General features: G+C 67.5%; 17 protein-coding genes. 13 read left to right on the top strand and 4 right to left on the bottom strand.

Annotated elements, in window-relative coordinates; genetic code table 11:
* Genes BDI24065_RS20825 through lpdA form a run of 3 tightly spaced genes read left to right on the top strand, consistent with a single transcriptional unit; the run spans position 1 to position 3,770 of the window.
* Positions 1-1,041, top strand: a complete 1,041-nt coding sequence (locus tag BDI24065_RS20825) for an alpha-ketoacid dehydrogenase subunit beta (protein ID WP_043182180.1) — start codon at positions 1-3, stop codon at positions 1,039-1,041.
* Between the two features lies 1 nt (position 1,042).
* Complete coding sequence (locus tag BDI24065_RS20820; RefSeq protein ID WP_175032860.1) at positions 1,043-2,371, top strand: dihydrolipoamide acetyltransferase family protein; 1,329 nt, start codon at positions 1,043-1,045, stop codon at positions 2,369-2,371.
* A 7-nt stretch (positions 2,372-2,378) separates the two neighbouring features.
* Positions 2,379-3,770 (top strand): dihydrolipoyl dehydrogenase, encoded by a 1,392-nt coding sequence (gene lpdA / locus BDI24065_RS20815; RefSeq protein ID WP_175032859.1) that lies wholly within the window; start codon positions 2,379-2,381, stop codon positions 3,768-3,770.
* A gap of 99 nt (positions 3,771-3,869) precedes the next feature.
* Here the strand turns inward: lpdA and BDI24065_RS20810 are convergent, their stop codons facing one another.
* Positions 3,870-4,844 carry an alpha/beta hydrolase gene (locus BDI24065_RS20810; protein ID WP_175032858.1) on the bottom strand — a complete coding sequence of 325 codons (975 nt, stop codon included), beginning with the start codon at positions 4,842-4,844 and terminating at the stop codon, positions 3,870-3,872.
* Positions 4,845-5,090: 246 nt separating this feature from the next.
* On the opposite strand from BDI24065_RS20810, the gene BDI24065_RS20805 reads away from it, so the two are divergent.
* Together BDI24065_RS20805 and BDI24065_RS20800 are read left to right on the top strand one after the other, a co-directional pair.
* A complete protein-coding gene (locus BDI24065_RS20805; RefSeq protein ID WP_175032857.1) occupies positions 5,091-6,116 on the top strand; it encodes an AraC family transcriptional regulator in 1,026 nt (341 codons plus the stop codon).
* A gap of 146 nt (positions 6,117-6,262) precedes the next feature.
* Positions 6,263-6,892, top strand: a complete 630-nt coding sequence (locus tag BDI24065_RS20800; RefSeq protein WP_175032856.1) for an NAD-dependent epimerase/dehydratase family protein — start codon at positions 6,263-6,265, stop codon at positions 6,890-6,892.
* A 24-nt stretch (positions 6,893-6,916) separates the two neighbouring features.
* On the opposite strand, the gene BDI24065_RS20795 is transcribed toward BDI24065_RS20800, so the two are convergent.
* Positions 6,917-7,834, bottom strand: a complete 918-nt coding sequence (locus BDI24065_RS20795) for a LysR family transcriptional regulator (RefSeq protein ID WP_175032855.1) — start codon at positions 7,832-7,834, stop codon at positions 6,917-6,919.
* Between the two features lie 127 nt (positions 7,835-7,961).
* Here BDI24065_RS20795 and speB point away from each other — a divergent pair, with 127 nt between their 5' ends.
* The 5 genes from speB (at position 7,962) to BDI24065_RS20770 (ending at position 13,159) form a co-directional block, all read left to right on the top strand.
* Positions 7,962-8,930, top strand: a complete 969-nt coding sequence (speB, locus tag BDI24065_RS20790) for an agmatinase (RefSeq protein WP_175032854.1) — start codon at positions 7,962-7,964, stop codon at positions 8,928-8,930.
* Positions 8,923-9,387, top strand: a complete 465-nt coding sequence (locus BDI24065_RS20785; RefSeq protein ID WP_175032853.1) for a GNAT family N-acetyltransferase — start codon at positions 8,923-8,925, stop codon at positions 9,385-9,387. The genes speB and BDI24065_RS20785 overlap by 8 nt, the downstream gene beginning before the upstream one ends.
* A 128-nt stretch (positions 9,388-9,515) precedes the next feature.
* Complete coding sequence (locus tag BDI24065_RS20780; RefSeq protein ID WP_175032852.1) at positions 9,516-10,193, top strand: SOS response-associated peptidase family protein; 678 nt, start codon at positions 9,516-9,518, stop codon at positions 10,191-10,193.
* 303 nt (positions 10,194-10,496) lie between these two features.
* The gene (locus BDI24065_RS20775) at positions 10,497-11,927 is read left to right on the top strand and encodes a purine-cytosine permease family protein (protein WP_175032851.1); all 1,431 of its coding nucleotides are present in this window, start codon (positions 10,497-10,499) and stop codon (positions 11,925-11,927) included.
* A 173-nt stretch (positions 11,928-12,100) separates the two neighbouring features.
* Complete coding sequence (locus BDI24065_RS20770; RefSeq protein ID WP_438820023.1) at positions 12,101-13,159, top strand: porin; 1,059 nt, start codon at positions 12,101-12,103, stop codon at positions 13,157-13,159.
* A 58-nt stretch (positions 13,160-13,217) separates the two neighbouring features.
* Here BDI24065_RS20770 and BDI24065_RS20765 read toward each other — a convergent pair whose 3' ends face one another.
* Positions 13,218-14,174, bottom strand: a complete 957-nt coding sequence (locus tag BDI24065_RS20765) for a LysR family transcriptional regulator (RefSeq protein WP_124495797.1) — start codon at positions 14,172-14,174, stop codon at positions 13,218-13,220.
* Positions 14,175-14,364: 190 nt separating this feature from the next.
* On the opposite strand from BDI24065_RS20765, the gene BDI24065_RS20760 reads away from it, so the two are divergent.
* From BDI24065_RS20760 to BDI24065_RS20750, 3 genes are read left to right on the top strand one after another with little or no spacing between them, the layout of a single operon-like run.
* Positions 14,365-15,675 (top strand): MFS transporter, encoded by a 1,311-nt coding sequence (locus BDI24065_RS20760; RefSeq protein WP_175032849.1) that lies wholly within the window; start codon positions 14,365-14,367, stop codon positions 15,673-15,675.
* Between the two features lie 31 nt (positions 15,676-15,706).
* Entirely contained in the window at positions 15,707-16,978 is a 1,272-nt protein-coding gene (locus tag BDI24065_RS20755) for a Zn-dependent hydrolase (protein ID WP_175032848.1), read from the top strand.
* A 57-nt stretch (positions 16,979-17,035) separates the two neighbouring features.
* Positions 17,036-18,058, top strand: coding sequence for a histone deacetylase family protein (locus BDI24065_RS20750; protein ID WP_175032847.1), 1,023 nt, complete (start codon positions 17,036-17,038; stop codon positions 18,056-18,058).
* A gap of 119 nt (positions 18,059-18,177) precedes the next feature.
* Here BDI24065_RS20750 and BDI24065_RS20745 read toward each other — a convergent pair whose 3' ends face one another.
* Positions 18,178-19,383: an MFS transporter gene (locus tag BDI24065_RS20745; protein ID WP_175032846.1), complete on the bottom strand. Its 1,206-nt coding sequence runs from the start codon at positions 19,381-19,383 to the stop codon at positions 18,178-18,180.
* Positions 19,384-19,775 lie beyond the last annotated feature (392 nt).

Raw genomic sequence — 19,775 nt, 5'->3', positions numbered from 1 at the left:
ATGGCGCAACAAGAGACAGGCACGGCAACGCAGCCGATGACGATGATCCAGGCGCTGCGCTCGGCGATGGACGTGATGCTCGGGCGCGACAGCGACGTGGTCGTGTTCGGGCAGGACGTCGGCTATTTCGGCGGCGTGTTCCGCTGTACCGAAGGACTGCAGAACAAATACGGCAAGTCGCGCGTGTTCGATGCGCCGATCTCCGAAAGCGGGATCGTCGGCGCGGCGGTGGGGATGGGCGCGTACGGGCTGCGCCCGGTGTGCGAGATCCAGTTCGCCGACTATTTCTACCCGGCATCCGACCAGATCGTGTCGGAAGGCGCGCGGCTGCGCTATCGCTCGGCCGGCCAGTTCATCGCGCCGATGACGATCCGCATGCCCTGCGGCGGCGGCATCTACGGCGGCCAGACGCACAGCCAGAGCCCGGAGGCGATGTTCACGCAGGTGTGCGGGCTGCGCACCGTGATGCCGTCGAATCCGTACGACGCGAAGGGGCTCTTGATCGCATCGATCGAGAACGACGATCCGGTGATCTTCCTCGAGCCGAAACGGCTGTACAACGGGCCGTTCGACGGCCATCACGATCGGCCGGTCACGTCGTGGCTCAAGCATCCGGCAAGCGCGGTGCCCGAGGGCTACTACACGGTGCCGCTCGATACGGCTGCCGTGGTGCGTCCCGGCAACGACGTGACGGTGCTGACCTACGGCACGACCGTTCACGTGTCGCTCGCCGCGGCTGAAGAGACGGGCATCGATGCGGAGGTGATCGACCTGCGCACGCTGTGGCCGCTCGACCTCGACACGATCGTCGCGTCGGTGCGCAAGACCGGGCGCTGCGTCGTGGTGCACGAGGCGACGCGCACCTGCGGCTACGGTGCGGAACTGGTGTCGCTGGTCCAGGAACATTGCTTCTACCACCTCGAAGCGCCGGTCGAGCGCACGACGGGCTGGGATACGCCGTATCCGCATGCGCAGGAGTGGGCGTACTTTCCGGGACCGGCCCGGGTCGGTGAAGCGTTGCGACGCGTGATGGAGGCGTGAGATGGGGATTCATGTCATCAAGATGCCGGATATCGGCGAAGGGATTGCCGAGGTCGAACTGGTGGCCTGGCACGTGGAAGTCGGGCAGACGATCAAGGAAGACCAGCCGCTCGCCGATGTGATGACCGACAAGGCGGCGGTCGAGATTCCGTCGCCGGTGACGGGCAAGGTGATCGAGCTCGGCGGCCGGATCGGCGAGATGATGGCGGTCGGCAGCGAGCTGATCCGCCTCGAGGTCGAAGGCGACGGCAACTTGAAGGCCGGCGCACCGGTGCGGGAATCAAAGGTAGAAACCGCACCGGTCGCTGCGGCGCCGTCGAAGGCGGTAGCCGAGGCGCCGGCGGAATCGTCCGCAAAGCCGGCTACGAAGCACGCACCCGCGGGGCCGCGTCGCGCGAAGCATGCCGAGCGCACGGAGCACGCTGCGCCGCCGCGCGCGGCGCTCGCGCCGGGCGAACGGCCGCTCGCGTCGCCGGCCGTGCGTCAGCGCGCATGGGACATGGGCATCGAGCTGCGCTATGTGCGCGGCACCGGTGAAGCGGGGCGGATCCTGCACGCGGACCTCGATGCGTTTGCGGGCACCGGCGGCGGTGCGGTGCACGGATCGCGAGCGCATGGTTACGGCGAGCGCAACGACGAAACCGACGTACCGGTGATCGGCTTGCGGCGTGCGATCGCACGCAAGATGCAGGAAGCGAAGCGCCGCATTCCGCACTTCAGCTACGTCGAGGAAATCGACGTCACCGAGCTGGAATCGTTGCGTACGGAACTGAATCGCCGCCACGGCGACACGCGCGGCAAGCTCACGCCGCTGCCGCTGCTGATCCGCGCGATGGTGATCGCGCTGCGCGACTTTCCGCAGATCAACGCGCGCTTCGACGACGAAGCGGGTGTCGTCACGCGCTACGGCGCGGTGCACATGGGCGTCGCGACGCAGACGGACGGCGGCCTCACGGTGCCCGTGCTGCGTCATGCCGAAGCGCGCGACGTGTGGTCGATCTCCGCCGAGATCGCGCGGCTCGCCGATGCGGTGCGTACGAACCGCGCGCAGCGCGACGAGCTGAGCGGCTCGACGATCACGATCTCGAGCCTCGGCGCACTCGGCGGCATCGTGTCGACCCCGGTGATCAATCATCCGGAAGTCGGCATCGTGGGCGTGAACCGGATCGTCGAGCGGCCGATGATCCGCGACGGTGCGGTCGTCGCACGCAAGATGATGAACCTGTCGTCGTCGTTCGACCATCGCGTCGTCGACGGTGCGGACGCGGCCGAATTCATCCAGGCCGTGCGCGCGGTGCTCGAGCGCCCGGCACTGCTGTTCGTGGAGTGATAACGCAATGAAGAACGAACACACCACGCTGCTGGTGATCGGCGGCGGCCCGGGCGGCTACGTCGCCGCGATTCGCGCCGGCCAGCTCGGCATTCCGACGGTGCTCGTCGAGCGCGACCGGCTCGGCGGCACGTGCCTGAACATCGGCTGCATTCCGTCCAAGGCGCTGATCCACGTGGCCGACGCATTCGAACAGGCCCGCGGCCACGCGGGCGAGGGCGCGCTCGGGATCCGCGTGCGCACGCCCGAGATCGACATCGCGAAAAGCGTTGCATGGAAGGACGGCATCGTCGACCGGCTGACCCGCGGCGTCGGCGCACTGCTCAAGAAGAACGGCGTGCGCGTGCTGCACGGCGATGCGCAGGTGGTCGACGGCAAGACCGTCGACGTCGTCGCCGGCGGCCACACGACCCGAATCAGCTGCGAGCACCTGTTGCTCGCGACCGGTTCCGAACCGGTCGCGCTGCCGTCGATGCCGTTCGGCGGGCATGTCGTGTCGTCCACCGAAGCGCTGTCGCCCGCGACGTTGCCGAAGCGGCTGGTCGTCGTCGGGGCCGGGTATATCGGGCTGGAACTCGGGATCGTCTATCGCAAGCTCGGCGTCGACGTGAGCGTGGTCGAAGCGGCGGAGCGCGTGTTGCCCGCATACGATGCCGAACTCGCGCGGCCGGTCGCCGATTCGCTCGCGCGGCTGGGCGTGCGGCTGTTGCTCGGCCACAAGGTGCTCGGTCCCGCGGAACACGGCGCGGTGCGCGTGCAGGCCGCCGACGGCGCGGAGCAGACGCTGCAGGCCGATCGCGTGCTGGTCGCGGTGGGCCGCCGGCCGCGGGTCGACGGTTTCGGGCTCGAGTCGCTGCCGCTCGATCGCAATGGCCGCGCGCTGTGGATCGACGACGAATGCCGGACGTCGATGCGCAACGTCTGGGCGATCGGCGACGTTGCCGGCGAGCCGATGCTCGCGCATCGCGCGATGGCGCAAGGCGAGATGGTGGCCGAGCTGATCGCCGGCAAGCGCCGCAAGTTCATGCCCGCGTCGATCCCGGCCGTGTGCTTCACTGATCCGGAAATCGTCACGGCCGGCTGGTCGCCGGACGACGCGCGTGCGGCCGATGTCGATTGCGTGAGCGCGTCGTTCCCGTTCGCGGCGAACGGGCGCGCGATGACGCTGCAGGCGACCGACGGTTTCGTGCGTGTCGTTGCGCGGCGCGACAATCACCTGATCGTCGGCTGGCAGGCGGTCGGGCGCGGCGTGTCGGAACTGGCCGCGGCGTTTTCGCAGTCGCTGGAGATGGGCGCGCGGCTGGAGGACATCGGCGGCACGATCCATGCGCACCCGACGCTCGGCGAAGCACTGCAAGAGGCTGCGCTGCGCGCGCTCGGGCACGCGTTGCACGTCTGACGCGCACCACGCGTGACACGAAGCCGCCGATGCGCAACGTGCGCATCGGCGGCTTTCCGTTTGCCGTGCCGGCTTTCGCGCCGGCGCGTGCACGCTTCGTCAGGACGGCGCGCGGAGGTCGACGGGTTGCGCCGTCACCTGACGATAAAACGCATCGATCGCATCGACCATCTGCGACAGCCCCGGCTGTTCGAGCGGATAGTGGCCGGCATTGTCCAGCATGACGACCTTTACCGGCACCTTCCGCACGCGCTGCAGGAACGGCTCGCTCAGGTGCAGCGGCGTCCAGCGATCCGCGGCCGGTTGCGTGAGCAGGATCGGGCACACGGCGAAATCCTCCGGCTCGACCGCCGGCCGGTACGACATGTAGGAATCGAGAAACGCGATCGTCATCGCGTTGCCGGCAGAGGTGCGATCGGACAGCCACACCTTCAGCGCATCGCGGTCGTTGACGAGCGCGGACATCTTGCTGGCGAGCGTCATCGGCACCCGCATCGATTTCAGCGGGGTCATCGCGGTGAGATGCATCATCGTGCCGCCGACGCGGCTCATGAACACGTTGCGCGCGGTTTCGTCGCGCACCTGCTGAAGTCGCTGGTCGAGGAAGGTCATGCCGACGATGCCCTTGACCTTGCCGTTCAGCGCGGCCACGTGATACGTGAGCATGCCGCCCGCACTCAGCCCGTAGAGCACGATCGGCCGGTCGTCTTTCGCGCGCTCCGCGTCGATCAGGTCGCTGCCGGCGCGCACCCAGTCGTCATAGCGGACCAGCGCGCCCCTGGCGACCTCGGTCATCCCGTATTCGGGCATGTCGACCGCGATCGTTTCGTAGCCGCGGCGCGCCAGCTGCTCGCCGAGGATCATCGACATCTGCCGGCCGTTGGTGCCCACGCCGTGGAACAGGATCACCTTCACGCGCGCTTGCGGGTTGCGGTACGTGTCGAGATGCATGCGATGGCCGTGCCACGACCACCATTCTTCCGTCGGTTGCTGGCCGTCCTTCCACTGGAAGTCGGTCGGAAGGAATTTCTGCATGTCGCGCCAGACGGGCTGGTCTGCGTAGGTCTTGGGCATGGTGGCGGACTCCGGTGGATTGGGCGAAACGGCATCGTCGGCCCGTGCCGGCGCGAGCGGTGCGCCCGTCAGGCCGGCGGCCAGCAATAAAGTGCAGGCCGGGCGAAAGAGCGAACAGAGCTTCATGGTGATCGACGCCGTGCGGGTTGCGATGTCGTCCATCATCGGCGCGCGGGCTCGCGCGATCCATGCTGGGGCAGGCCAACCGCTTTAGAATCTAGGCCAACCCACGTCGCGAGGCGCCTGATGAATGTCTGGAACTTTGCCCGCAGCCCGGCTTCCGTCCTGCTGATGATCGACTTCGGGCGCGACCGCAAGATCGCGCCGTCGGCGTTGCTCAACGGGTCGCAGCTCACGCTGAAGCAGCTCGCCGACCCGGATTTCACGGTGCTGGCCGCCCAGGAGCTGGCGGTGGTGTCGAACCTGCTGGACCTGACCGCCGGTGAGGCCGGCGTCGGCCTCAAGGTCGGCCTGTCGTACCAGCTTTCGGCATACGGGCTGCTCGGGTACGGGCTGCTGAGCAGTGCGACCGGGATGGACGCGGTCGCGCTCGCGGGCCGCTACCTGGCGCTGACCTATACGTTCGTCGGGATGACGTTCCGCCGGGCCGGGCAGCACGACGTGATTCAGTTCGACGCGTCGCCGGAGCTGGCCGCGAACGTGCAGCGCTTCTTCGTCGAACGCGCGATGGGCGCGACGTGCCGCGTGCTGCGCGACGTGATCGGCAGCGCGTTCGAACTCGCGACGTTCGACCTTGCGTATGGCGCCGGCTCCGGCCCTGACGCGAAGCAGCCGGTGCTGGGCGCGACGATCCGGCACGGCCGGCCCGCCAGCACGCTCACGTTCGAGCACGCGCATCTCGAGCGGCCGTTGCCGCAGGCGAACGCCGCGACCGCGGCGATGTGCGAGCGCATGTGTGCCGAGTTGATCACGCGCAGGCGGACGCGCGTCGACCTCGTGTCGTTCCTGAACGAATACCTGGCTACGCGCCCGTTCGACCGGCCGCCGCAGCTGAAGGACATCGCGACGCTGCTCAACACCAGCGAGCGCACGCTGAAGCGCCGGCTCCAGGAAGAGGGCGCGTGCTTTCGGGACATTTCGAGCGCGGTGCGCAAGACTCGCGCACAGGCGCTGATCGCGGAAGGGCGGCTGTCGATCAAGGAAATCGCGCAGGAACTCGGATTCAGCGACATGTCGTCGTTCTCGCAGGCATACAAGCGCTGGACGGGTGTCGCGCCGAGCGTGTCGCGACAGGAGACGGCGGGTTCGTAGCGCGCACCTGGTGAATCAAGCGCGTCCTGTAATTTTTTGAGATGTTGGGCGGTTGTCGGCGCCGAGTCGGCCGACGATCATGTGGGAAGCCGGAAACCGGGCCGTTCCCGGCCCGCCAACGCAGGCTCCAAACGGAAGAACCGGACATGAAATTGCTGCTCGTCGGCGCGACGGGACTCGTCGGGCGTCACGTCCTCGAAGTCGCGCTCGCCGATGCGCGGGTCGATCAGGTGATCGTCCTCGCGCGCCGCCCGTTGTCGCCGCATCCGAAGATGCGCGCGCACGAGGTCGATTTCGATCGTCTGCCCGACGCGGCCGACTGGTGGCACGCCGATGCCGTGATCTGCACGCTCGGCACCACGATGCGGGCCGCGGGCTCTCAGGCGGCATTCCGGCGGGTCGACCACGACTATCCGCTCGCGGTCGCGCGGCTCGCGCACCGCTACGGCACACCGGCTTACGTACTGAATTCCGCACTCGGCGCGGATCCGGCGTCGCGCATCTTCTACAACCGTGTGAAGGGGGAGGTCGAGCAGGCGCTCGCCGGCGTCGGATTCGCGTCGCTCACTTATGTGCGGCCCGGCCTGATCGGCGGCAGCCGCGACGAATTCCGGTTCGGCGAGCGGCTGCTGGTGTCCGCGTTGAACGTGGCCCGGCCCGTGTTGCCGGCGAAGTGGCGCGTGAATCCCGCGTCGCGGATTGCCCGCGCGATGCTCGACGCGGCGATCGACGCACGGCCGGGCGTGCAGGTCATCGCGTCGGACCGGCTCGTCTGACCCGGAACGGGCGGCTCGCGACGGTCACCGATCCGCGAAACCGTCGAGCCCGCCGAACCGTTCGGCGAGCGCCGTCGTGAATGCCTCCAGCGCTTCGCTGCCGTCGCAGTTCCTCGGCGTCGCGAGCTGGAATTCGACCGTATGGCTCAGCTTGCTCGCGAGCAGCCGGCGCATTTTCCCTGCGGCGACCCACGGCGCCGCGACATGGTCGGGCAGGAAGCCGACATGCGCGCCGGACAGGATGAAGATCACGTCGGCGTCGACGTTTTCGGAGAACGCGGTCGGCTGCGCGTTGCGCAGCGCCGCACCCGACGTATTCGTCTTGTAGAGCCGCGCGACGTTGCCGGCACGCGCGATGTCGTTGACCGACACGGTCTTTTTCGCAAACAGCGGATGCCGGGCGCCGCAGTGCAGCGACTGGTGTTCGACGAACAGCGGCGCGTAGTGCAGGCCGGCCTGGTGGCCGGAAAAGTAGCCGATCGCGAGCTGCAGTTCGCTTTTCAGCAGCCGGCGCTCCAGCTCGTCGGGCGGACCCGCGACCATCTCGATCAGCACGTCGGGCGCCCGTTCGCGGAAGCGGCCGACGGCCGCCGCGATCGATTCGACGACGTCCGGTGCCAGCCGCTCGGACAGCCCGATGCGCAGTTCGCCGAGCAACGTGCCCGACACGTGCTGCGTATCGCGCGTGAACACGTCCATCGCGTGCAGGAGCCGCCGCGTCGACTGCAGCACGCGTTCGCCCTTCGGCGTCAGCCGGAAGCCGCTCTTGCCGCGATCGCACAGCCGGAACCCGAGACGCGTTTCGAGCTTGGCCATTTGCGTGCTGATCGTCGAGGGCGCCATCCCGAGCGTGCCCTGCGCGGCGCTGAAGCCGCCGCTTTCGACGATCGTCAGAAAGAGCCGCAGCAGCTGCAAATCCATGTCTCTCAGTCGGGTCAGCATGGCGATACATCGCGTTTCGTGAAGTCGGCTTATGTTAGTTCATATTTTTCGTCGGATGCGCTGGCGGCAGAATCGGGCACGAGGTCGCCAGCCGCGCGACCGTTTCCCTACGGACAGGATTCCGACGATGAGCCAGAACGATTTCGCATTCACGCGCGACAGCCTCTATGGCACGCAGGCCGAGCCGTCCTTCGCGGGCGCGACGAGCTTCATGCGCCGGCGTTTCAGCCGCGATCTCGATGGTGTCGACCTCGCGATCACCGGCGTGCCGTTCGATTCCGCAGCGTCGCACCGGCCCGGCACGCGCTTCGGCCCGCGCGGGTTGCGGATCGCGTCGACGGGCATCGCGTGGGAGCGCCCGTGGCCGTGGTCGTTCGATCCGTTCGACGTGCTGGCCGCGGTCGACTACGGCGATTGCGCGTTCGATCTCGGGCAGCCCGAATCGGTGCCGGGCGCGATCGAGCGGCATGCGGATGCGATCCTCGCGCGCGGCTGCGCGATGCTGACGCTCGGCGGCGATCACTTCATCACGTATCCGCTGCTGAAGGCGCATGCGAAGGTGCACGGGCCGTTGTCGCTCGTGCATTTCGATGCGCATACCGATACGTGGCCCGATCGCGACGTCAAGCGCATCGATCACGGCACGATGTTCTATCACGCGGCGCGGGAAGGGTGGGTGGTGCCCGAACGATCGGCGCAGATCGGGATCCGGACGACCAACGACGAGCCGATGGGCTTCGACATCCAGGATGCGCGCCAGGTGCATGCGTCGACACCCGCCGCGGTCGCCGCGCGCATTCGCGAGCGGGTCGGCGATCATCCCGTGTACCTGACGTTCGACATCGACTGTCTCGATCCGGCCTTCGCACCGGGCACGGGGACGCCGGTCTCGGGCGGACTGTCGAGCCATCAGGCGTTCGAGATCCTGCGTCATCTGGAAGGCATCAACCTGGTCGGCATGGATGTGGTCGAAGTGTCGCCGCCGTATGATCATGCGGAAATCACGTCGCTGGCCGGCGCGACGATCGCGCTGGAGCTGATCTGCCTGTATGCATCGCGCCGGCGGCGAACCATGGAAGAAGCGAACGATGACTGAACTCACCTGGCGCAAGGCCGTCCCCGACGATGCGGCCGCGTGCATCGCACTGCGCGGCAGGACGCGCGAGAACGCGTTCACCGAGGCGCAGTTGCGCGATCTCGGCATCACCGTCGAAAGCTGGGGCGACGGGATTCGCGGCGGCCTGTTCTCGGGCCATGTCTGCTGTGCGAACGGGCGCATGGTCGGCTACTGCTTCGGCGACACCGATTCGGGCGAGATCGTCGTGCTCGCGATCCTGCCCGAGTACGAGGGGGCGGGGATCGGCAAGCGGCTGCTGCGGCAGGTGATCGACGAATTCGCGGCGAACGGTTTCACGTCGCTGTTTCTCGGGTGTTCGACCGATCCCGCGTCGCGCTCGCATGGCTTTTATCGGCATCTGGGCTGGACGCCGACCGGGACGCTCGACGCAGCGGGCGACGAAATCCTGACGCTGCGGATCGCGCAGCACGCGTGACGGTATGGGCCGGATCGCTCCCGGCACACCATCGATTCGTAAAACTGTTTCGTCATACAAACAATCGCGCGGCCGTCGCACCCGCGCTGACCTACGATGGAAACATTGCATCCATCGTCCGCCGAGCCGTGTGCACCCACTACCGCGCCCCCGACGAAGACCCGGGCATCAGCGAACTGAAGATCGGCATCGGCGATCTGTTTCGCCGCGACCCGTGGGCCCCCGACGTGTATCCCGACTACGCGGCGCCGATTGCGCGCGCCGATGGCGACGGCCTCGAAGTCGTCACGGCCGTGTTCGGCTTCTGGCCGAAATTCATGCAGCCTGAGCGGCTCGACGAGAACGGCCGCAAAAAAAAGAAACTCGATACGGTGAACGCGCGGGCGGAAACGGTCGGCTCGTCGCGGCTCTACGGCAACGCATGGCGCAACGGCCAGCGCTGCCTGATCCCGGTGCGCTGGATCGTCGAACCCTGCTACGAAACCGGTCGCAACGTGTGGCACCGGATCGGCGTCGACGGCTGGCAATCGTGCTGCGTCGCCGGCATCTGGCGGCGCTACGAGGGCGACGACGGCCGCGAGCGCGTGGGCATGGCCATGCTCACGGTCAACGCCGACGGGCACCCGTTGTTCGCGCGGATGCATCGGCCCGGCGAAGAGAAGCGGGGCGTCGTGATGCTGCGCCGCGACGATTACGACGAATGGCTGCACGTGCGCGACATCGAGGCCGCCCGGCGCCTGGTGAACCTGCTCCCCGCCGCCGACATGACGGCCGAGCCCGATCAGGCCTCGCCTGCGCGCACCTGACCTTTCATTATTCATACGCCTGACTTTCGACAAAACGGGTCGAACGTATCCCAATTTTTCAGACAATTTCGAAAATCGGCGGTTACCGGGTAATCACCGATACCTCGCAAGTTGTATATACAAGATCATCCGCTGGCAATGTCGGCACACGTCGTGCCGCTTGCGCGCCAGTGCGCAGACCGTGCGTGCGTGGCGCATGCCGGCGATCCACGGCGCCCCGCACCCGCCGAGCCGAAAGGGCGGCTCGCAGATTCCCGTCTCGTCCAAACCATTTGTGATCCTGAGTATTTTGGAGATTTCCCCGTGTCAACGAATCCCAGTGGAAAAGCCGGCGGCCTGATCGAAGTACGTTCGATCGACTTCATCCCCGACGCCGAGCGCCACGGCGGCTTGCTGAGCCAGTTCACGCTGTGGCTGTCGGCGAACATGCAGATCACGGCCATCGTCACGGGCGCACTCGCGGTCGTGCTCGGCGGCGACGTGTTCTGGTCGCTGGTCGCGCTGCTGATCGGCCAGTTCATCGGCGGCACGGTGATGGCGCTGCATGGTGCGCAGGGGCCGCAGCTCGGGCTGCCGCAGATGATCTCGAGCCGCGTGCAGTTCGGTGTCTACGGCGCGATGATCCCGATCGTGCTCGTGTGCCTGATGTACATCGGCTTTTCCGCCAGCGGCTCGGTGCTGGCCGGGCAGGCTGTCGCGCAGCTGCTGCACATCGACGACGCGGCGGGCATCCTGTTGTTCGCGGCCGTGATCGTCGTGCTGACCGTGTTCGGCTATCGCGCGATCCATGCCGTCGGCCGGATCGCGAGCGTGGTCGGCATCATCGCGTTCGTCTACATGTTCACGCAACTGTTCGCGAACCACGACATCGGCGCGCTGCTCGCGAACAAGCATTTCTCGCTCGCGAGCTTCCTGCTGTCGATGTCGCTGTCCGCATCGTGGCAGATCGCGTTCGGCCCGTACGTCGCCGACTATTCGCGCTACCTGCCGCGCTCGACGTCGTCGGTCGCGACGTTCGTCGCAGTCGGCCTGGGCTCGGTGATCGGCGCGCAGGCGGCGATGGTGTTCGGCGTGTTTGCGGCCGCACTGGCCGGCAGCCAGTTCGCGCACCATGAGGTGTCGTATATCGTCGGGCTCGGCTCGACGGGCGCCGTGGCTGCGCTGCTGTACTTCAGCATCGCGTTCGGCAAGGTGACGGTGACGGCGCTGAACGCCTACGGCAGCTTCATGTCGATGGCGACGATCGTCAGCGGCTTTCGCGGCAAGGGCGCCGTGTCGTCGAAGAGCCGCCTCGTGTACATCTTCGGGATGATCTGCGTGTCCACGCTCATCGCGCTCGCGGGCCGCCATTCGTTCCTGAAGGAATTCACCGCGTTCATCCTGTTCCTGCTCGCGTTCTTCACGCCGTGGAGCGCGATCAACCTGGTCGACTACTACTGCTTCACGCGCTCGCGCTACGACGTGCCGGCGCTGTCCGATCCGGATGGCCGCTACGGCCGCTGGAACGTGATGGCGATCACGATCTACGTGGTCGGTATCCTCGTGCAGTTTCCGTTCATGTCGACGCACATCTACACGGGGCCGCTCGTCGATGCGCTCGGCGGCACCGACATCTCGTGGATCCTCGGCCTGGTCGTGCCGGCCGTGCTGTACTACATCGGCGCACGCGCGTCGCGCCGCAGCATTCCCGAACGCCTGATCCTGCCGCTCGAACGCGGCGAAGTTCACCACTGACGACACGTCACGCGCCTCGGGCCGGCCGGCTGCCGGCCTGAGTGCCGCGTCGAGCCGGGCGCCGCCTGCGCCGGGCTCTTCCCCACGTTTCCTTTTCCGCGATGCCGGTGCGGCGCGACTGCCGCGCGCGGTGTCGTTTCATTCTCGGGCTATTAAATAGTATGACTAAACAAATGACGACCCGCGGAAGCGATTCCCGGGCGCGGATGGTGCACGCCGGTCTTCGCATGACGGTCGCGGTGGCGTGCGTCGCCGGACCAAGCGCGGCGTTCGCACAGGATGGCGTCACGCTGTACGGCGTGATCGACGAATTCGCGCAGTACGTGAATACGGGCAACGGCTACACGGCGGCGATCAATTCGGGTGGTCAGTGGGGCAGCCGGTTCGGGCTGAAGGGCGGGGAGGATATCGGCGGCGGGCAGAAGATCGAGTTCGCGCTGGAGAACGGCTTCAATCCGAACGACGGTTCGCTGGCGAGTTCGGGCAGCCTGTTCAACCGGCAGGCGTGGGTCGGCATCGCGGGGCAGTGGGGCAAGGTGCGCGCGGGCCGTCAGAATTCGCCGCTGTTCAACGACCAGGGCGGACAGGATGCGTTCGGCGGCGTCACGCAGGCGTCCGGCATGGACAACCTGACCGTGTTCGCGTTCCGCACCAGCAATACGCTGTCGTACCAGAGCCCGGAGATCGCGGGCTTCCAGGGCGGGCTGTACTTCGGGTTCGGCGATGCGGGCGGCGTGCGCTCGGCAGGTTCCAGCCAGCAGTTCGACCTGACCTACGAACACGGGCCGTTCGGCGCGTTCGTCGCGGGCCAGTGGCTGAAGAACGCGACGGCGACCACGACCGATCGCACGATCATGGCCGGCGCGTCGTACGAGATCGGCAAGGCCACCGTGTACGGCGGCTTCTCCGCGGTGAAGTGGGCCGATCTCGGCATCGATTCGCGCGTGGTCGGGTTGTCGGTCAAGTACCAGTTCAATCCGGCGAACTACGTGGCGCTCGGCTACGCGTATCTGCACGATCGGTCGTCGCAAGGCAACAATGCGGACCAGCTCGGGCTGATGTACGAGTACGACCTGTCGAAGCGCACGAGCTTCTACGGCGCGCTGTCGTACCTGCGCAACCGCAACCAGGCCGGCTATACGCTCGCCGGCGCGGCGAACCCCGGCCTGCCGCTCGCGTATCCGGGGGCGAATGCGCGCGGCGTGCAGCTCGGCATCGTGCATCGGTTCTGACGAGGCCGACGCGCCGGGTCACATGTGCCCGGCGCTTTCCGCGAGCGCGTTCGCGCCGTTACTTTCCCAGCCGTTCCGCGAGCGAATGGCGCTGCATGCAGCGCTCCATCGCGTCGAGAAACGCGTGCTCGGCCGCGTTCATCTTGCGATCGCGATGCCACAGCAGGAACACGTCGACATCGACGAGCCCGTCGTCGGGCGGCAGCCGCCACAGCCGCTGCTGCGCGATGTCGTCGCGCACGATGTGCTCGGGCAGGCAGCCGATCCCGTAGCCGGCGAAGATCAGCCGCCGCACTTCCTCGAGGCTCGGCGACGACGCGACGATGCGCCCCGTGAAGCCCCTCTGGTCGCGAAACACGGTGAGTGGCGACAGGCTGTCGCCGATCTGGTCGCTCGTGAACGACACGAAATTCTCGGCGAGCAGATCGTCCATCCGCAGTTGCGTCTGCCCGAACAGCCGGTGATGGCGGCCGCAGTAGATCGCATAGCGCTGGCGCAGGAAGCAGCGCATCTCCAGCTTGTCGTGCGGCGTGCGGCACAGGCCGAGCCCGGCCGTGGCCGTTTTCTGCAGCAACGAGGAAAGAATGTCCGACGAGCGCATCACCTCGATCTGCAGGTCGATGCGCGGATACGCGCGATGGAAATCCGCGAGGAATTCGTCGTAGACGGGCGACTCGATGCGGCTCACCGTCAGCAGCCGGATCGAACCGGTCAGGTCGGCCGTGCTGTCGTCGATTTCGGTTTCGAGGCGCGAGATGCCGCCGTAGATGTCGCTCGCGATCCGGTAGACGGCTTCGCCGGCAGGCGTCGGCGCGAAGTGCGTGCCGCGCCGCTCGATCAGCTTGCGCTCGAGCGTGTCCTCGAGCCGCCGCAATGCCTGGCTCACGGCCGGCTGCGTCACGTGCAGGCGCGCGGCCGCGCGGCTCACGCTGCGCTCCTGGATGATCACCAGATAGGTGCGCAACAGGTTCCAGTCGAGGCGGTCGTTCAGGAACGGGGCGAGGTCGGGGCGCATCGGGTCTCCGGGCGAGGCGTCGGGGCGGACATTAGTTGAATTTATACCGTGAATAATAACTTGAAATTTGACTAATAATTTGCGGTCGCCGATAAAGGAGGGGTGCCGCAGCGTGCGGCGCAAGGCCGCGACAGACGGCCGTCACACGATATTGCGCGTCGCGTCGCAGTGGCGCGCGTCAGGAGCCCGCATGACCCAGTCCCTTCCTTCCGCCCGCCAGCCGGGGCGCGCCGCGACGGCCGCGTTCATCGGCACGATGATCGAGTGGTACGACTTCTACATCTACGCGACCGCCGCCGCGCTCGTGTTCGGCGAACTCTATTTCCCGTCGCATGACCCTTTCGTCAGCACGATGGCGTCGTTCGCGACGTTCGCGGTCGGCTTCTTCGCGCGGCCGCTCGGCGGCGTGATCTTCGGCCATCTCGGCGACCGCATCGGTCGCAAGAAGGCGCTGATGACGACGCTGATGATGATGGGCGTCGCGACCGTCTGCGTCGGGCTGCTGCCCGACTATTCGAAGGTCGGCATGCTCGCGCCGGTGCTGCTCGTCGCGCTGCGCGTGGTGCAGGGGATCGCGGTCGGCGGCGAATGGGGCGGGGCGGTGCTGATGGCGGGCGAGCATGCGCCGCAGGGGCGCCGCACGTTCTTCGCGTCGTTCGCGCAGCTCGGCAGCCCGGCCGGGCTGATCCTGTCGCTGATCGCGTTCCGCGCGGTCACGTCGATGGACAAGGCCGACTTCCTCGCCTGGGGCTGGCGCCTGCCGTTTCTCGCGAGTTCGGTGCTGCTCGTGGTCGGCATCCTGATCCGGCTCGGCGTGAACGAGTCGCCGGAATTCGCGCGCGTGAAGGAAACCAACCGCACGGTGAAGCTGCCGGTCGCCGAAGTGTTCCGCTCCGCGTCGGGCCTCGTGGCGCTCTGCATCGGCGCGAACACGATCGGCATCGCGGGCGTCTATTTCACGAACACGTTCATGATCGCGTACACGACGCAGTACGTCGGCGTCTCGCGCTCGCTGATCCTCGACAGCCTGTTCGCGGTCGCGATCATCCAGTTCATCGCGCAGCCGATCGCCGCGTGGATCGCCGAGCGCATCGGCGGTGCGCGCTTCCTGAAGCTCGCGGCGCTGCTCGCGATGCTGTCGCCGTATCCGATGTTCATGCTCGTGCAGGGCGGTACGTCCGCGTCGCTCATCGCCGGCATCGCGCTCGCGGTGGTCTGCATGGCCGGCTTCTATTCGGTGATCGCGGGTTTCGTGAGCGACGTGTTCCCGGCGCACGTGCGCTATTCGGCGATCTCGCTCGCCTACCAGATCTGTGGTGCGATCGCGGGCGGGCTGACGCCGCTCGTCGGCACGTGGCTCGCGCATCGCTTTGCGGGCCAGTGGTGGCCGCTCGCGGTGTTCTACACCGGTCTCGCCGGTGTCTCGCTGCTCTGCATCGTCGCGCTCGACGCACGCCGCGCGGCACGGCCGGCCGCCGCCGAAGCGCTCGGCTCGCAATGAACCCCAACGAACGAATTCATCCGGAGTGCACATGAAAGACCTGCTGGAAATCGACGGCGCCCGTTTGTGGCAGAGCCTGGCGGACATGGCGCGTGTCGGCGCGACGCCGCGCGGCGGCGTGCGGCGTCTCGCGCTCACCGACGACGATCGTCGCGGGCGCGACCTGTTCGCGCAGTGGTGCCGCGACGCGGGGATGACGGTGAGCGTCGACGCCGTCGGCAATCTGTTCGCACGGCGCGACGGCACCGATGCGCAGGCCGCGCCGGTGCTGATCGGCAGCCATCTCGACACGCAGCCCGAAGGCGGTCGTTTCGACGGTGTCTATGGCGTGCTCGCCGCGCTCGAACTCGTGCGTACGCTGAACGACGCAGGCATCGCGACCGATCGGCCGCTGGAGATCGTGTCGTGGACCAACGAGGAGGGCGCGCGCTTCGCGCCGGCGATGCTCGGCTCGGCGGTGTTCACGGGTGCGTTGCCGCTCGACGATGCGCTCGCGAAGCAGGACGCCGACGGTGTCACGCTCGGCGCGGCACTCGACGCATGCGGCTATCGCGGCACGCGTGCGACCGGCGGCGCGGTCGATGCGTACTTCGAAGCGCATATCGAACAGGGCCCCGTGCTCGAGGCGAACGGCACGACGATCGGCGTCGTCACGGGCGGGCAGGCGATCCGTTGGCTCGACGTGACGGTGACGGGCGTGGCCGCGCATGCGGGCACGACGCCGATGCCGTATCGCAAGGACGCGTATTTCGCGAGCGCGCAGATGGCACTCGAACTCGAACGGATCGTCGCCGGTTATGCACCGCGCGGTCTCGCGACGATCGGGCAGGTCGGCATCCGCAACGCGTCGCGCAACACCATTGCCGGCGACGTGACGTTCACGGTCGATCTCCGCCATCACGACGATGCGCAAGTCGACGCGATGGAGCGCGACTTGCGCGATGCGTGCGCGCGTGTCGCCGCGGCGCGTGGCGTGCAGGTCGCGATTGAAACCTGCTGGCGCAGCCCGGCGACGCCGTTCGATCGCGACTGCGTCGAACGGGTCGCGCAGGCGGCAGCGAAGTTCGGCTATACGAACGAGCGGATCGTCAGCGGCGCGGGCCACGACGCGATCCTGCTTGCGCGCCGCGTCCCGACCGCGATGGTGTTCATCCCGTGCGTCGACGGCCTGTCGCACAACGAAGCGGAAGATGCGCTGCCTGACGACGTGACGCACGGCACGAACGTGCTGCTTCATGCGGTGCTCGCGCGCGCCGGCGTCGCGGCGGGCGTTGCCGTGGCGGCCACTCCACAGGATGCGTGAAGCGGTGAACCGCTAAACCGGTAAACCGACCAATCGAACAACCGACGAGGGCGAACGATGAAGACCTATTTCCATCCCGAGCAGTTGCTGCACCACCCGCGCAGCTACCTGTCGCGCGGCCGGATGCGTGAACCGCAGGAAGTGCCCGAGCGCGCGGCGCGGCTCGTCGCGGCCGTCCGGGCGCTCGACTTCGACGTGCGCGAGCCGGCCGACCGCGGCACCGCGCCGATCGCGGCCGTGCACGACATGAACTACCTGCGCTTTCTGGAAGAAGCGCACCGCGACTGGAAGCAGATGCCCGACGACTGGGGCGACGAAGTGATGTCGAACGTGTTCGTGCGCGACCCGAACCCGCTGCGCGGCGTGCTCGCGAAAGCCGCGCGCTACCTCGCCGACGGCAGCTGCCCGGTCGGCGCGAACACGTGGCGCGCCGCGTACTGGTCCGCGCAGGACGCGCTTGCAGCCGCGGCCGATGTCAACGACGGCGCGCGCGAGGCGTACGCGCTGTGCCGGCCGCCTGGCCACCATGCACGCCGCGACGCAGCCGGCGGTTTCTGCTACCTGAACAATGCGGCGATCGCCGCGCAGTCGCTGCTCGGCCGCCATCGCCGGGTCGCGATCCTCGACACCGACATGCATCACGGGCAGGGCGTGCAGGAGATCTTCTACGGCCGCGACGACGTGCTGTACGTGTCGATCCACGGCGACCCGACCAACTTCTACCCGGTCGTCGCGGGCTACGAGGAAGAGACGGGCACGGGGGCAGGCGACGGCTTCAACCTCAACCTGCCGATGCCGCACGGCGCGCCGGAGTCGGCGTTCTTCGAGCGGCTCGACGATGCGCTGCGCGCGCTCGCGCGGTTCCAGCCCGATGCGCTCGTGCTCGCGCTCGGCTTCGATATCTACAAGGACGATCCGCAATCGCAGGTGGCCGTCACGACCGACGGTTTCGGGCGGCTCGGCGGCGCGATCGGCGCACTCGGGTTGCCGACGGTGATCGTGCAGGAAGGCGGCTATCACCTCGACAGCCTCGACGCGAACGCACGTGCATTTTTCGGCGGGTTCGCCGCCGCGCGCTGATACGTCGAAGCAGCGGCCGCGATGCGCGGCCCGCCAACGAAAACGCCCGCGTCGGGATCCCGACGCGGGCGTTTTTCAATAGCGGTGCGCATATCGGCACCTGGCGGGCTACCGCACGCTTACGAATTCGCGGCGGCCGGTGCGCGGCGCTGCTGCACGATCTGCAGGAAGACGAGTGCGAGTCCGGCCGCGGCGATCAGCCCGCCGACGAGCGGCACGGCCGCATAACCGAAACCTGCCGACAGTGCCGCGCCACCGGCAGCCGCGCCGAGTGCGTTGCCGAGATTGAACGCGCCGATGTTGACGGCCGATGCGAGGCCCGGTGCTTCGTGGGCTGCCCGCATCACGCGCATCTGCAGCGGCGGCACGACCGCGAACGTCGCGATACCCCACACGAGCAACGTGACGGCGGCGCCGGCATGCGTGCCGGCGAGCACCGGGAACGCGGCCATCGTCGCGATCAGCAGCAGCAGGAAACCGATCAGCGTGCCGTCGAGCGAGCGGTCGGCCAGGCGTCCGCCCGCGATGTTGCCGATCGAGAAGCCGACGCCGATCAGCACCAGCATCGCGGTCACGAAGCCGGGCGTAGCGCCGGTCAGGTGTTCGAGCGTCGGCGCGATATACGTGTAGAGCGTGAACATCGCGCCGGCGCCGAGCACGGTCGTCCCGAGCGCGCCGAGCACGACGGGGCGCGTCAGCACCGAGAGTTCGGCGCGCAGGTCGGGCATCTTGCCGGCTTCGCCCTTCGGCAGCGCGGCGAACAGCCCGGCAATCGCAACCAGGCCGAGGCCCGCGGTCGCCGCGAACGACATGCGCCAGCCGATGATCTGGCCGAGCCAGGTCGCGGCCGGCACGCCTCCGACGTTCGCGATCGTGAGACCCATGAACATCGTCGCGACCGCGCTGGCCTGCTTTTCGCGCGGGACGAGGCTCGCCGCGACCACCGAGCCGAGCCCGAAGAATGCGCCGTGGTTGAGGCTCGTCACGAGGCGGGCGAGCAGCAGCGTCGTATAGCCCGGCGCCATTGCCGACAGCAGGTTGCCGATCGTGAAGATCGACATCAGCGCGATCAGCGCCGAGCGTCGCGACCAGCGCGCGAGCAGCAGCGTCATCAGCGGCGCACCGACCATCACGCCGATCGCATACGCACTGATCAGCATGCCGGCTTGCGGAATCGACACGTGCACGCCGTCGGCGATCACGGGCAGCAGGCCCATCGGCGAGAACTCGGTCGTGCCGATGCCGAATGCACCGGCGGCGAGTGCCAGCAGCGGCAGCGCGGCGCTGCCACCCGGGCGGGAAGGAGAGGAAGTCGTGGTGTTCACGCGATGGGCTCCTGTAGTCGAGGGACAACGGCATGGAGCCGTTGAGGACAGGGCGAAGTGTGCCTGCATGACTTTTGCGGAAAAAGCCGCATACGAACGAAATTATCTTGATTTCATGTCAACAATGCAGCGAGCGCCACGGGCAAAAAAAGCCCCGATCACAGGGGGACCGTGACCGGGGCGGAAACGCATCCTCTCTTTGGCACGAGGGTTGGATGCGCGCGAAGTATATTTCGAACCGTGACAATTCGAAGCGGCGTTAAACGGCCGTTTTTGGTGTCAATTTAAAAACACCGGTGCTATGGCGTCCGGTGTCGCCGTTTCGAAAGAATTTTCGCGGGAAAGATGCGGATGTTTAGCGTGTTTCAGCAGCCAAAGCGACGGTTTGACGG

The organism is Burkholderia lata (assembly GCF_902499025.1).
In the GTDB taxonomy this organism is placed as follows: domain Bacteria; phylum Pseudomonadota; class Gammaproteobacteria; order Burkholderiales; family Burkholderiaceae; genus Burkholderia; species Burkholderia lata_C.
The sequence above is the reverse complement of the archived record's forward strand: the minus strand, read 5'-3'. Positions and strand labels throughout refer to the sequence as shown.

Coding starts and splice junctions, on each gene's coding strand:
- BDI24065_RS20785 (WP_175032853.1), top strand. CDS start 8,923: ATGACTGAACTCACCTGGCGCAAGGCCGTCCCCGACGATGCGGCCGCG.
- BDI24065_RS20760 (WP_175032849.1), top strand. CDS start 14,365: ATGACCCAGTCCCTTCCTTCCGCCCGCCAGCCGGGGCGCGCCGCGACG.
- BDI24065_RS20820 (WP_175032860.1), top strand. CDS start 1,043: ATGGGGATTCATGTCATCAAGATGCCGGATATCGGCGAAGGGATTGCC.
- lpdA (WP_175032859.1), top strand. CDS start 2,379: ATGAAGAACGAACACACCACGCTGCTGGTGATCGGCGGCGGCCCGGGC.
- speB (WP_175032854.1), top strand. CDS start 7,962: ATGAGCCAGAACGATTTCGCATTCACGCGCGACAGCCTCTATGGCACG.
- BDI24065_RS20755 (WP_175032848.1), top strand. CDS start 15,707: ATGAAAGACCTGCTGGAAATCGACGGCGCCCGTTTGTGGCAGAGCCTG.
- BDI24065_RS20795 (WP_175032855.1), bottom strand. CDS start 7,834: ATGCTGACCCGACTGAGAGACATGGATTTGCAGCTGCTGCGGCTCTTT.
- BDI24065_RS20800 (WP_175032856.1), top strand. CDS start 6,263: ATGAAATTGCTGCTCGTCGGCGCGACGGGACTCGTCGGGCGTCACGTC.
- BDI24065_RS20765 (WP_124495797.1), bottom strand. CDS start 14,174: ATGCGCCCCGACCTCGCCCCGTTCCTGAACGACCGCCTCGACTGGAAC.
- BDI24065_RS20825 (WP_043182180.1), top strand. CDS start 1: ATGGCGCAACAAGAGACAGGCACGGCAACGCAGCCGATGACGATGATC.
- BDI24065_RS20750 (WP_175032847.1), top strand. CDS start 17,036: ATGAAGACCTATTTCCATCCCGAGCAGTTGCTGCACCACCCGCGCAGC.
- BDI24065_RS20805 (WP_175032857.1), top strand. CDS start 5,091: ATGAATGTCTGGAACTTTGCCCGCAGCCCGGCTTCCGTCCTGCTGATG.
- BDI24065_RS20770 (WP_438820023.1), top strand. CDS start 12,101: ATGACGACCCGCGGAAGCGATTCCCGGGCGCGGATGGTGCACGCCGGT.
- BDI24065_RS20810 (WP_175032858.1), bottom strand. CDS start 4,844: ATGCCCAAGACCTACGCAGACCAGCCCGTCTGGCGCGACATGCAGAAA.